The sequence below is a fragment of the Cohnella baijiui genome, from assembly GCF_020731285.1.
Lineage (GTDB): Bacteria > Bacillota > Bacilli > Paenibacillales > Paenibacillaceae > Cohnella.
The window spans coordinates 57,886-70,621 of sequence record NZ_JAJFOW010000004.1 but is presented as its reverse complement, the minus strand read 5'-3'; the positions used below and the strand labels follow the sequence as shown (position 1 = coordinate 70,621).

Below are 12,736 nucleotides of genomic sequence, written 5' to 3'. Positions count from 1 at the left end.
GCCGTCAGGACGGTCGTATAGGTCCCGACCATCGGGGAGACAACGTTACCGTTCAAGGTTCCCGCCGTAGCACCAGACTTCACCCGATCAACCGGGATCTCGACGGGCATCTCAACGTTCGAGGGGCGAAACGAGTACCGACGAGAGAGTTCCTTACGCCTCGCCCAAAAATCCTTCGCGGAAGATGTTCAGCAGGTAGTCGAGCGTGGTCGGATCGCTGTAAGAGGACGCTTCCGTATCGATTTCGATGACATGCTTGTTCTTCACGGCCGGGATGTTGTTCCACGTCTCCGTCTTCATGAAGGCGTTGTCGGCCGCGGCGCTGCGGCTGAGCACGATATAGTCGCCGGCATAATCCTTCAGCACTTCCAGAGACAGCGTGTAATAACCGGGGCCGAGCGCGTCTTTCTTGACCTTTTCGGGCATATCGAGCCCCATGGCTTGGTATAAAATCTCGGTTCCCCGCGCCCAGTTGTTGCCGAGCACGTAGAAGCTCTTCGCATCCGTCTCGAACACGGACACGGTCACATGCTCCCCGAGCTTGGCTTTGATCTCCTTGCCGGTCGTTTCCGCGCGCTGCTTGAAGCCGTCGACCCAAGCCTGCGCCTCCTTCTCTTTGTTCAGCAGCTTGCCGATCTCGGTCTGCTGCGCCAGATAATCGAGCTTGCCCCACGTGTAGACCACGGTCGGCGCGATCTGGCTGAGCTTGTCGTAGTTTTTCATCTCGGCGCCGCCGATGATGAGATCCGGCTTCAGCTCGATGATTTTCTCCAGATCGTCTTCCGATACCTGCTGGACACCCTTCAGCTTCTCGGTGAAAAGCGGGTTCATCGCCGTCCACTGGTCTACGCCGACCAGCGTCCCGTTCAAGGAAAGGACGTTTGGAGCGTTCGTTAGAGCCACGATCCGCTGCGGGTTGGCCGGCACTTCGACGTTCCCTTTCTCCGAAGCATAGGTGAACGTTACGGACGACGTTTCGGCGGAACCGGACGCGCTCGCGCTGGGAGAAGGGGCCGACTCGGCGCTGGGCGAAGGCGACGAAGCGCCTTTGTTGCCGTTATTGGAGCCGCATGCGCTCGCGACGATCAGGAGCAGCACTAGCATGGGAAGGAGCAGCAGCTTGCTTTTCATAGTCAAATCGAATCTCCTTATGAATGGGAATATAAATTATTTTAATCGATAATGATTATCAATCTCACTAATTTCTAACTATAAATTCCCACCCTTCCGCTTGTCAATCCCCTTTTGCCCCGCAACCAAAAACGCCGCCCTGCCATCCTTGATCGGATGGAGGCCGGCGTCGGCGTGCGTGCGGGCAAACAAGCTTCCTGCCCTTCCCTCATTTGAAAGCAGCAAACTTCAGACGGTTCTTTTGCAAATACTCGATGATCTGCGGCAGCGCCTCGACCGTTCGCTTGTCCTCGTGAAGGACGTATACGCCTCCCGGCGTTTTGACCTCCCGGAAGTACTTGAGGATATCCTCCGCCCGCTTGGCGTGCCAATCCTCGGGGTCGCGGTTCCACAACAGAACCTTGAGCTTTTGCTCCTTGGCGCTGGCGATGAGGCCGTCGTCGATGGCGCCGTAGGGAGGGCGGAACAAGGTGACGGGGATGTCCGTCAGAGACTCGATGATTTCGGACGTCTTGGCCAGATTGTCGAGCTGTTCCTCGCGACTCGCCTTCGTCATGACACTGTGATCCCAGGAGTGGTTGCCGATCGACATGCCGTGTTTGCTGGCATAGGCGACGGCGTCGGGGTGCTTTTTCACATTTTGTCCGATGAAAAGAAACGTCGCCGCCACGTCGTGCTCCCGCAGAATGTCCACGATCTTCTCCGTGTACGCGGAGGGACCGTCGTCGAACGTCAAGGCGACGTAGGCTTTCGGCAGACCGTAGAAGCTCTCTTTGCCGTCGATTTCGATCATTTCGCCGCCACCCGAGTCTTCCGGCGAGGAACCGGAGGATGCCTCCGGCTCCGTCCGGTCCGATGCGCTTGTCGCCGGCACGATCGTATCCGGGTCGAACTTGGCCGCCTGAACGGTCCCGTTGGCGGGAGCCTCCTTCGGAGAGATCGCGTCCGCAGGCAGATCGGCCGCTTTCGCCGCTTCGGCCGACGACCGCGCCGGCATGGCGCCTGCGTGTCCTTCCGGCCGGGCCGAGCCGCTTCCGAACCGACCGCTCGCGAACCAGATGCAGAGGCCGATCAACAGAACGCCGAGGACGACGCTGCGGACGGCGATCCGTCCGCCGGTTTGCGGACTGCCGCGCCGCCGGGCCACCCGCGATGCCGCGGCTGAGCGTTCCGGCTGCGCCTCTTGGGACCGCGGTTCGGGGGGGACGCCGGAAAACGTGCTGGAGGTGCCGTATTTTTCGTTCTCGTTGTCCCCGCTGGGTGCGTCAAGCTCCCTCCCCGTCCGAATCTGCTCGAGCTGCGTCTTGAATGCCTCGCTGCAGGCAAAGTAAAGCGTCTCCCTAGACGCGTCGCCCGTCCGCACGAGTGTGCCGTAAAAGGTATTCCGGTAGGGATCCCACTTGACGTAAGGAGAGAGGCGCATCCGCCCCTCGGCCATTAGCGTAAGCGATTCCAGATGGCGATAGGTGTAGCCGTCGATCTCGAGCGTCAGCCTGCTCCGCCGGTCCGGGCTCGCCATGCCGAGCTCGATCCGGCCGCGACCGTCCGATTCGCGACCGATCGCCAGCAGCTCGATCACTACGATGCTGTATGTATCCATGCGATTGCTCGAACCTTCCCGCGCTCTCGCGCGCTTACTCCGTCGCGCCCCCGTCGCCGGCGGCCGCCGCTGGCGAGAACGAGGACGTCATGCGGGCGGTAAAGTCGTTCACGACGTTGACGAGGTAGGCTTTCTCTTGACGGAGCGCCTCGAACTTCTGTTTGATATGCGTATGTTCCACTTCGAGCTTGCCGATCTTTTCCTCCAACTCGCCGATCCGCTTGTTTTTTTCAGCCTGCGTTTCGTTGTTCTTTTGCAGCAAGGCAGCGTACTTCTGCCGTTCGACCTCATTAGCCCCCTTTAACTCCTCGATCTGTTCCGACAGGGTGGACTGAAGCTCCCGGTAGTCGTCCATCATCTGGTCGACCCGGAGGTTTTTCTCGGTTAGCTTCTGCTCCAGCTCCATGATGCTTTTCTCGCGGTCCTCGATGACCTTGTTCAGGTTTTTCAGGTCCTTGTTCAGCCGTTCGATATGCCCGTTCGCATAGTTCAGCCGATCCTGCATCTCGTAGTTGCTCGCTTCGACGCTTTGTTTGGCCTGGATGATCTGTTCGACCGCGAACACGAGATCGAGCGACTTTTTGTCCATCGGAGTCTTCTTCGCGAAGATCGCGCCCGCGCTCTCTTCTCCCTCCTCGGAGCCGTGGCCGCTCATCTGCGTTTCCACCGCTTCCAGCTCCTCTTCGGAAATCGCCCGCACGGCCGAATCGTACGCCGGCGGCTGCTCATTGGCCTTCTTTTTCTTGAGAAACGGAGAAATCATTGGAATTCCCTCGCTTTGTTCTGTGAAAAATGTCGTACGGTGTCGTATCTGATGAATCAATTATAGAATAATTATCCTATTACTGAGCGGGACCAAAGGATCAAATTAGAGGTATCAAAGACCTGCGCCCTAGGTCCCGAATCCCGCGCCGGCCGAGGGCTGTAGCGAAAGTTTCTTTCGTTACGGCGGCGGATTCTGGGATTGCGATCACAATTTGGATGCCGTCGTCCGCTTTTTCGCCAAAAAGACGTTAAGCCGCTCCGAGACAAGCAGCATCGCGGCGGCGCAGGCAGCCATGTAGAACGGAAAAATGCCGATCGTCGTATGGGAGGCAGCATAGCCGAGCAGCGGCGGCAGGCAGGTGCTGCCGGTATACGCGACGGCCATCTGATAGCCCATGATCGTCTGGGCGTGCGTTTTGCCGAAACGGACGGGCGTCTCGTGCAGCATGCACGGGAAGATCGGGGCGAGCCCCAGCCCCAGAACGATCAGCCCCGCCAGCGAAAAGCCCGCCGGCAGCGGCAGTACCAGCAGCGCCGCACCCGCGAGTGCCGCAGCTTGCCCGCCGCGGATCATCGTGCGGTTGCTCACCTTGAAGGTGAGGAAGCCTGCGAGGAATCTGCCGGCCGTGATGCCCGCATAGTACAAAGACACCCAACGGGCGGCCGTCGAAGCGGACAGGCCCTTCTCGTCCACGAGGTAGCTGCTTCCCCAGAGGCCGGCCGTCGCTTCGACCCCGCAGTAGAACAGGAAGGCGAGCAGCGCCAGCTTCACGCCCCCGATCCGCAGCGGGCGAGTCGACCTTGCCTCGGTCTGCTCCGGGTCGCCGGCGTCCGCGGACGAATCCCCATCGGCGGCGGCATGACTCCCCTTGGCGACCCGATCCCATAGCGGCAGGGCGAAGAGCAGAACGACCACCAGTGCGAACTGCAAGCACGCCACCGTCAAGTAGCCGTCCCTCCAGTCGCCCTCCCGCGAGATGTAGCCGGACATGATCATCGGCCCGAGCGTCGCGCCCACGCCCCAAAAGCAGTGCAGCCAGCTCATATGGTGGGCCCGGTAGTGCGCGGCGACGTAGTTGTTGAGCCCGGCGTCGACGGAGCCCGCGCCGAGCCCGAGCGGAATCGCGCATACGACCAGCCACGCGAGCGACGGCGACACGGAAAAGCCGAGCAGCGCGCAGGCCGTCAATAGGCAGCTCGCGAGCGCGACCTTGCCGGTCCCGAACCGGTTCAGCATCGCTCCGCTGGCCAGGCTCGACACGATCGTGCTGCCCGCGATGACCATATAGAGCAGGCCGGCCGCCGCCAGCGGCGCGTCCAGGTCTGGCTGCATCACGGGCCATGCCGTGCCCAGCAGGGAATCCGGCAGCCCGAGGCTGATAAAGGCCAAGTAAATGATGATTAAAAATGACGTCGCCATCTTCGTTCCTCGCCGCTCCTTTCGCTTAGCCGCCGGCTGTCTCGATCATCGCTTGCAGCGCAAGATGCTGCAGGCCGTCCAGGTAATCTTGCGGCCAGTCGCTTGCCGAGAGCTTCGGAAGATGAGCCTCGGGGACATAATCCGCGCTCCTGCGGGCGATTCGCACGAGAAGCTCGTCGCTCGCCTCGTCCCGCGAAAAAACCACCTCGCGCGGGTTCAGGATCGCGGCGAACGCGGCGATCAGCCGGGATGCGGCATCGACCGCCTCCGCGCCAAGCTCCCCCGGATCCGCCTCCCGGCTGCGGGCCAGCGCCTCCTGGAGGGTCAAGCGGTCATATAGCGGGACGAACGTGATTTCGCCCGAAAACGACGTGCTCCCCCGCACGACGTCCCCGTTGATCAGGATGCCGGCGCCCGGGCCATTCTGCCCGAAGAGCAGATAGACCAAGGAGGATCGCCGCGAACTCCCCAGCCTGCGGGAATAGCCCAGAACGGCCGCGTTCATGTCATTTTCCACGACGACCGGCAACCCGAATCGCTCCTGCAAAGCGCCTCGAAGATCGACCTCCCGGTATCGCTCGTAGTCGGGAATGTGGATGATCCGTCCGTCGTCGACCGCGCCGGGCACGCCAATGGCCATCGCCCGGATCCGCGGGTGCCTCGCGACGATCTCGTCGAGGTGAGCGGCCAACCGCCGGACATCCTCTCCCAGGACGCCCGGCGCCTCCCCGCGCTCCCGAATCTCGCCCGAAGCGTCGAAGATCGTATAGCTCGTCGCGTTCCGCTCCAGAAAGACGGCGAGCCCGAGCATGTGCGCCGGGTTGTAGGCGTATCGCATCGCCCGCCGGCCGCCGCTGGAGTCGTCCATTCCGAGCGGGAGCAGCTCGCCGTCCTTCTCCATCCGGGCGAGAAACTTGCTGACCGTCGGAAAGCTGATCTCCAGCCGCCGGGCAAGCTCCGCCTTCGTCGCGCTTCCCTGCGTCAGCAGGGCGGCCCGAATGCCGCCCAGGATCGCCTTTTGCATGTCTTTGGGGGTGGCAGGCAGTTCCTTCACGCGCCTTCCTCCTCGGTATGCTGCTTCTTTTTAAACTTCTTAAATAAGATCGGATAAAGGGATCATAGCAGATCGCGCGGCATCTGGGAAGCGGCAGCAGGCGCCCTCTTCCAACGAAAAAGGTTGATTGCACGTCGCGTGCTCCCTTATGATCGTAATACAATATTTTCCTTGAATAGCGCTCAGGAGGAAACCATCCATGCCTTCATCTTATCCCCCGTCGCCATATCTGCCCCAACCGCGGTCGGCAGCCAAGCGGACTTGGTCCCGGCTGGCCCGGCTATGCGCCATTCTGATCCTGCTGCTCGGCGCGATGCTCGCCGGCTGGCTGCAAGTCCGGGCGCCCCGACCTGCGGGACTCGATGCGCCCGCAGAGGCGTTTTCCGCCGCCCGCGCGATGACCGACCTCGCCGAAATCGCCAAGGAACCCCATCCGATCGGCTCGCCGGCCCACGACGAAGTCAGGGATTACTTGCTCGCGAGGCTCGAACACCTCGGCTTGAAGCCGGAGGTGCAGCGGACGGAAATCACGCCCCCCTGGGATCCCGGACTCACCGCCACCGTCGAGAACTTGGCCGTCCGGATCCCCGGCACGGATTCGACCAAGGCGGTGATGATCGCAGCCCATTACGACTCCGTCAGCAGGGGGCCGGGGGCGGCGGACGACGGCGCCGCCATCGCCGCGATGCTGGAGACGGCTCGCGCGCTCCAGGCGTCGGAGCCTCTTAGGAACGATGTGATCCTGCTCATGACCGACGGAGAGGAACCGGGATTGCTCGGCGCGGCGGCGTTCGTAAGAGGGCATCCGTGGGCCGAGGACGTCGGGCTGGTGTTGAACTTCGAGGCGCGGGGCAACCGCGGCCCCTCCCTGATGTTCGAGACGAGCCAGGACAACGGATGGCTGGTCCGCGAGTTTATCAAAGCCGCCAAGGAGCCCCTGGCCTATTCTCTCGTCTACAACGTCTATAAGCTGATGCCCAACGACACCGACTTGACCGTCTTCCGGGACGGCGGTCTGCCCGGCCTGAATTTCGCCTTCGGGATGGGCCTGAACGCGTACCATCAGGCGATCGACACGCCGGAACGGCTCGACCGCGCCAGCCTGCAGCATCACGGCAACTGCATGCTGGACCTGACGAGGCATTTCGGACAAGCGGATCTGAACGACGTGCGACAGAAGGATCGCGTCTATTTCAACGTGTTCGGCTGGCGGATGCTGAGCTACCCCGAATCCGTTTCCTACTGGATTTTGCTGTTCGGCGCGCTGTTGTTCGCCGCGACCCTGTGGCACGGCATGCGCGGCCGCAGGATCGGACTCAAGGGGATCGCGGGCGGATTGCTCGCCTCGTTGGCGATCCTCGGCATCGTGTTCGCGGCGGTTACGTTGTTGTGGCTAGCCGTGCGAGCGATCGTCCCGGCAGCTCATTACGAATCGATCGTCAAGGAGCTCGGCGTCGGCGCGTTCTACTTGATCGGCTTGCTGCTGCTCGCGCTCGCGATCTCGGCGCTCCTCGTCCGGCGATTCACCCGCCGGCTCCGGACGGAGGAGCTGTGGGGCGGCGTCCTGCTGCTCTGGCTGCTCCTCGGCGCGGCAGCGACGTTCTTCTTGCCGGGCGGGAGCTATCTGTTTCTCTGGCCGCTGATCTTCAGCCTGCTCGGGTTGAACGTTTCTTTGGTCCTGCGGGAAGGAGACTGGACCTGGCCCGCCGTGCTGTCGGCGATGCCGGGCTACCTGCTCTTCACGCCGATCGTGTATCTCGTCTTCGTGATGATCACGCTGGACGCGGCGGGAGCCGTGCTGACGATCGCGGCGCTGGCCGTCACGCTGATCTACCCGCTGTTCGGCCGGATGCCGCGGCGCGGATGGAGCTGAACGAGCCGATTAAAAAAGATGGACGGCGAGAAGAGCGGCGGATGAGCCGAGCAGGCAGCCGACGGCGCAATCCGAAGGATAGTGGACGCCGAGATAGACGCGGGAGACGGCGATGAGCGCGGCGGCCGGAAGGACGACGCATGCCGCCCAAGCGGCCGCGGCGGCGAAGGGGACGAAGACGGAGAAGGCGGCCGTCGTGTGGCCGGACGGAAACGAAGAATCGCGCAGACGCTTGATGAGCAGATTCGCGTTTGGAAGCGCCAGGTACGGCCTTTGGCGCTTCAGCGTTTTTTTGACGGCGACGCCGATCAGAAAGCTCGCCGTCAGCGCGGCCAGGCTTTGCCAGCCGACGCGGTTCCAAGGCGACGGCGCGAAGATCGCCGCGGTTAGCGAAGCGGCGATTGTGAAGCCTGCGCTCCCCAAATGGGTAATCAGGCGCAGCAGTCGGTCGAGCACCGCGTGCCGGATCGTATCGTTGAACAGGCGAAATAGCCGGACATCCCATTCGCGCATCCTTTTCAAGCTTCGGCTCACATCCGGTCACCCGCCTTGCCCGCCGCGCGGGAGCGGAGCTCGATCGGGCGCAGTCCGTAGAAAACCGCAAGGACGGCCATCAGCAAGGCGCTGACGACAACCGTCGTCGTGGCGCCGTACTGCTCGGCAATCCACCCTCCGATCGCCGGGCCGATCATGATGCCGATCCCTTCGACGCTGGACAGCACGCCCCATCCCGTTCCCTTCTGCTCTTCAGGGACGAAGCGGGCCATGAGCGCGTTCCAGGCCGGAAGCGCGGCTGCGCAGCTGAGCCCGAGCAATACGGCAACGGCCAGCGCGGCAGGCAAGCCGGAAGAGGCAAACAAGAGCAGCAGCATAGAGCCCGCCATCCCGGCGAAGCCGAGAACGAGGAACCGCATGTGCCCGAACCGGTCGGCGAGCCGCCCCATCGGGACAAGAAGCGCAACCGCGCACGCGCCGCCGGCGATCATGACGAGCGAATATTCCGGCAGGCTGAGGCCGAGGCTGCCGGTAGCAAATGCGGGCAAAATCGGCACCAGCAGCCCTACCGCGGCCATTTGCAGCACCATGCCGGGCAGGAGCGGCTTCATGGACCGCAGTTTGCGGCGAAGCTGGCCGAACTGCCGGTTGACGGACAACCGTCGATTGCCGCGCGGATGGCGGCGTTCGTCCGGCTTCCAAGCGGCGCCGAGCGCCCAGCCTAGGATGAGAAATCCGGCGAGCAGCCAAAACGAAACGCCGTAGCCGTGTTCGAGCGTAAAGTTGATCGCCACCGGACCCGCGCCCAAAGCGGCCAGCCATACGGCGTAGATGAGCCCGATCTGACCGCCCCGCTGGCCCTCCTGCACCCGGCTCAGACAGAGGAGCCACAGCGGCGAAATGCCGATGCCCAGCAGGGCGGCGCCGGCAACGAGCATCCACGGCTGCGTTCCGGCAAAGGCGAGGCCAATGCCCGCGAGCGCGCTGATGAACGAGAAGTGCAGCAGCGCCCGCGGGGAGAAGCGGTCGAGGAAGAAGCCGGCGGCGATCTTGATGGCGGTGTCCGCCGCATAATGGACCGAAACCGCAAGGCCTGCCGCGGCCGCCGAGAAACCGAGCCGCTCCGCCGCGTAAAGAGGCAGGAACGAGAGCAAGAAGGCGCTGCGCGCGAACTCCGCCAGGAACAAAACGTAGACAAGGGGCAGCAGCGTCGTTTGCGTTTTCCCTCGCATGTTAGCCGTCATATGCCATTCGCTCCTCCACTCGTAGTGAATCTGCGTCGGGGTGCCCCATAGCGAGCGGACTCAGCCATCGGATCATGTCTCCGGCGATCGTCCCCGCCGCATCCCCTCCACCCAACTCCCGGTACCTGAGCGCCATCCGCTCTCGGGGCTCGGGGCACTTCAGCAGCCGTGCCGCCTGGTCCGTCAGCTCCGCTGCGCTGTACGCGATGCTGGCCGCTCCTTTGGCCAGGAAAAAGCGGGCGTTCTCCAGCTCTTGGCCGGATTGCGGCTTGTAGATCAGGAGCGGGGTTCCCGCCTGAACGGCCTCGGTCAGCGTAATGCCTCCCGCCTTCGTTACGACGCAGCTCGCTTTGCGCATGAATTCGGGCATCGTATCTACGAATCCGTGCACGGTTACTCGCGTTTCCCGCTTGAAATCGCGTTCCAGTTCGCGGCGCAGCCTGGCGTTCCGGCCGCACACGACGTCCATCTTGACGCCGGGCAGGCGCAGCAGCAATTCAATCGCGCGGCGCGTGCCGGCGATCGTCTCATGGGTCCCAGACAGGTACAGGACGGTGTTCGGCGTCCGGCCGCCTGCCGGGCCGGCATCTTGGCTGTCGCGGCGTTCCGCAGCCCGCCGCAATCCGGCGCGGAACGTTTCCCGTACCGGGATGCCGCTGACGACGATGCGGCGCCGGTCGATGCCGCGTTCCTTCAACGCTGCGGCGAGCTCGGGCGTCGCCACATAATAGCGGTCCGCTTGGGTCTGCAGCCAGCGATTGTGAAGATGGTAGTCCGTCATGACGGTAAAAACGGGCACGTGCAATCCGGCCCTGCGCAGCGCGGCTCCGACGCCCCCGAACGGGAATGTGCAGACGACGGCTTCGTATCGCTCCTCTCGAACGGCTTGAAGCAGCGTTTTGCGCCCGATCCCGTTCAGCCAGCGGACGCCGGGATGGCGTTCGTCCATTTGTTGGGTCAGCCGATAAGTCCAGCCGTAGTAGTCGAATCCGAGGGTCGAGAACAACGGACTCTGCTTGTACAAGTAGCGGGCCAGCGCATTCAGCCGCGGGTGAGCCTCCCGGAACAGATCGAGAATGCGCACCCCGTATCTCTGGCGAACCAGCGACTCTCGGAGCGCTTCGGATACTTGCATATGGCCTTCCCCATAGGCAGCCGTCAGAATGAGGACGGAAGATTGCGTCTTCATGGCGTAGCCGACTCCTTTTTTTTCGGTATTCTCATCATAAGAGAACCGGCCCCGTCGGAAAATGAACGGAAGGCCGATATGGGATAGACCGAGGTCCAGGATCTATGCGGGACTTCCGGCGGTTATCCCGTTTCGGCCGATCGCGCCGTTGCTGACGTCTTCCAGGTGGAGGCGAAAAACCGGAGACGGCGCGCTGAGCCGCGCCTCTCCACGAACGAACACGCCTCCCGCAGGCGTTTTTTTGTTGCTGCGGCCGTTTTTTCTGCGCGATTGTCGATCATCCCGCTTTCCGTTCGTCGTCTTAGTAACGGCCGGGTTGGCCGGATCGGAGGTGATCTACGCATGCGATTCATGATGATCGTTCACCCTTCCCGGGAGGAGGATGACGACGAGGTGCGGCGCCTGCGCCGCCTGCGCGAAATGATGCGGTACCGCGAGGAGCTGCGGCAAGCCGGCGTACTGCTGGATGCCGAAGCGCTCCAGCCGGCCGAGTGCGGTCTGCGCATTGCCTATCCTCACCCCGGCGAAGAACCTGTCGTGACGGAGGGGCTGTCCGACGAGGCGGGTGCGTCCATCGCCGCCTTTACGCTCATCGAGACGCCGTCCAGGGAGGAGGCGATCGCATGGGCGCGGCGGATGCCTGGCCCCGACGGCATCAAAGGCGGGGCAATCGAGCTGCGCCAGGTGCTCGAAGCGTCGGAGGTGTCGCAGGATGCGGCCACGCGCGCCAAGCTGGAGCGGTTTCGGGTTTGAGCGGCATGGCGAGGCATGACGAGTCTAGTCTCGGTGGAATGCAGGGATGAAGCGAAGTTGGTTTGTTCGATGATGCCCGTTGGGTTGCGGAGAATGTGGCGGGTTCAAACGGAATCAAATGAACGTCTACCATCGAAAAAGGAGCGAGAACGAAATGGGACAAATCATCGTGCAGGAATTCGTGACGCTGGACGGCGTCATGCAGGCGCCGGGGGATCCGCAGGAGTTCGAATACGGGGGCTGGCAGCTGCCCTTTGTCGGCGATGAGCAGCTGGAACTGATCGTGCGTCAAGCCGAAGAAGCGGATGCGCTGCTGCTTGGGCGCAAAACATACGAGAGCTTTGCGGCTGCTTGGCCTACCGCGAGAGGGATGAACGGGCTCGCCGACCGGATGAACGCCATGCCGAAGTATGTCGCCTCGCGAACGCTGGATCGGGTCGAGTGGAACGCGTCGCTCCTCTCCGGCGAGCTGACCGAGGAGGTTGCGCGGCTCAAGCGGCGGCTCAACCTGCTCGTCGTCGGCAGCGGCGAGCTCGTCCGGACGCTGACGCGGCATCGGCTCGTCGACGAGTACCGCGTCTGGACGTTTCCCATCGTTCTGGGCCGGGGGCATCGGCTGTTCGACGAAGGCGCGGAGAAGATGGACCTCCGCCTGACGGACGCCAAGACGCTGCGCGAAGGCGCCGCGGTCCTCACCTACCGCCCCCAGCGTCCCGACGATTCGCCGGTTCGGGCTTAAAGGGCGCGCGACCCTTGCTGCCCCAAAACACGTAAAACCGTTCCTTCGCTTAAAGGGGGCATGCCACCCCCCTTTGCGAAAGGAACGGTTTTTCTGCGTTTACACGCTCCCGCTCGACGCCATGAAGGCGCGCAAGGCGGCGACGACGGCATCCGGCTGCTCTTCGGACGACCAATGACCGCCGTTCGGGATCAGCTCGCCCTCCACCCGCCGTAGGCCTGCGGCGCGCAGTCCTTCCAAACAAGGCTCGATCGGTTCGTATTCCCGATCCCCTCTCAGATAGAGCACGGGAGTCTACCGGTTCCCGAAAATCTGCGTTGTCCCGCTCATCCTGCGGGAACGCCCGGTACCAGTCGAGCCCGGCCTTGAGCGCCTCGGGCCGGGCGTAGGCCGCCGCGTATCTCGCCCTCGCCTCCTCGCCGACGGCGCCCGGATGAGCGGCGATCGCGTCGTGCTGTCAGCGAATCCATCCC

General features: G+C 63.1%; 12 protein-coding genes. 3 read left to right on the top strand and 9 right to left on the bottom strand.

From position 1 onward, the window contains the following. Positions 1-153 precede the first annotated feature (153 nt). The 5 genes from LKX83_RS05650 to LKX83_RS05630 all read right to left on the bottom strand — a co-directional run bounded on the left by LKX83_RS05650 (position 154) and on the right by LKX83_RS05630 (position 5,970). On the bottom strand, positions 154-1,131 hold the full coding sequence (locus LKX83_RS05650) for an iron-hydroxamate ABC transporter substrate-binding protein (protein WP_227881196.1): 978 nt from the start codon (positions 1,129-1,131) through the stop codon (positions 154-156). A 208-nt stretch (positions 1,132-1,339) separates the two neighbouring features. After that, positions 1,340-2,731: a polysaccharide deacetylase family protein gene (locus LKX83_RS05645; RefSeq protein ID WP_227881195.1), complete on the bottom strand. Its 1,392-nt coding sequence runs from the start codon at positions 2,729-2,731 to the stop codon at positions 1,340-1,342. A 34-nt stretch (positions 2,732-2,765) separates the two neighbouring features. After that, positions 2,766-3,494, bottom strand: a complete 729-nt coding sequence (locus LKX83_RS05640) for a hypothetical protein (protein WP_227881194.1) — start codon at positions 3,492-3,494, stop codon at positions 2,766-2,768. Positions 3,495-3,701: 207 nt separating this feature from the next. After that, positions 3,702-4,916 (bottom strand): MFS transporter, encoded by a 1,215-nt coding sequence (locus LKX83_RS05635; protein WP_227881193.1) that lies wholly within the window; start codon positions 4,914-4,916, stop codon positions 3,702-3,704. 25 nt (positions 4,917-4,941) lie between these two features. Next, the gene (locus LKX83_RS05630) at positions 4,942-5,970 is read right to left on the bottom strand and encodes an ROK family transcriptional regulator (protein WP_370639030.1); all 1,029 of its coding nucleotides are present in this window, start codon (positions 5,968-5,970) and stop codon (positions 4,942-4,944) included. A 199-nt stretch (positions 5,971-6,169) separates the two neighbouring features. Between LKX83_RS05630 and LKX83_RS05625 the strand changes: the two genes are divergently transcribed. Next, positions 6,170-7,843 carry a M20/M25/M40 family metallo-hydrolase gene (locus tag LKX83_RS05625; RefSeq protein ID WP_227881192.1) on the top strand — a complete coding sequence of 558 codons (1,674 nt, stop codon included), beginning with the start codon at positions 6,170-6,172 and terminating at the stop codon, positions 7,841-7,843. A 9-nt stretch (positions 7,844-7,852) separates the two neighbouring features. Here the strand turns inward: LKX83_RS05625 and LKX83_RS05620 are convergent, their stop codons facing one another. Genes LKX83_RS05620 through LKX83_RS05610 form a run of 3 tightly spaced genes read right to left on the bottom strand, consistent with a single transcriptional unit; the run spans position 7,853 to position 10,771 of the window. Further along, on the bottom strand, positions 7,853-8,356 hold the full coding sequence (locus LKX83_RS05620; protein WP_227881191.1) for a phosphatase PAP2 family protein: 504 nt from the start codon (positions 8,354-8,356) through the stop codon (positions 7,853-7,855). Between the two features lie 17 nt (positions 8,357-8,373). Beyond that, positions 8,374-9,582, bottom strand: coding sequence for an MFS transporter (locus LKX83_RS05615; RefSeq protein WP_227881190.1), 1,209 nt, complete (start codon positions 9,580-9,582; stop codon positions 8,374-8,376). Beyond that, on the bottom strand, positions 9,572-10,771 hold the full coding sequence (locus LKX83_RS05610) for an MGDG synthase family glycosyltransferase (protein WP_227881189.1): 1,200 nt from the start codon (positions 10,769-10,771) through the stop codon (positions 9,572-9,574). Before LKX83_RS05610 ends, LKX83_RS05615 begins: the two co-directional genes overlap by 11 nt. 342 nt (positions 10,772-11,113) lie before the next feature. On the opposite strand from LKX83_RS05610, the gene LKX83_RS05605 reads away from it, so the two are divergent. Continuing rightward, on the top strand, positions 11,114-11,524 hold the full coding sequence (locus LKX83_RS05605) for a YciI family protein (RefSeq protein ID WP_227881188.1): 411 nt from the start codon (positions 11,114-11,116) through the stop codon (positions 11,522-11,524). Positions 11,525-11,678: 154 nt separating this feature from the next. Next, a complete protein-coding gene (locus LKX83_RS05600; RefSeq protein ID WP_227881187.1) occupies positions 11,679-12,263 on the top strand; it encodes a dihydrofolate reductase family protein in 585 nt (194 codons plus the stop codon). A gap of 99 nt (positions 12,264-12,362) precedes the next feature. On the opposite strand, the gene LKX83_RS05595 is transcribed toward LKX83_RS05600, so the two are convergent. Further along, positions 12,363-12,551, bottom strand: a complete 189-nt coding sequence (locus LKX83_RS05595) for an alpha/beta fold hydrolase (RefSeq protein ID WP_227881186.1) — start codon at positions 12,549-12,551, stop codon at positions 12,363-12,365. Between the last annotated feature and the right edge of the window lie 185 nt (positions 12,552-12,736).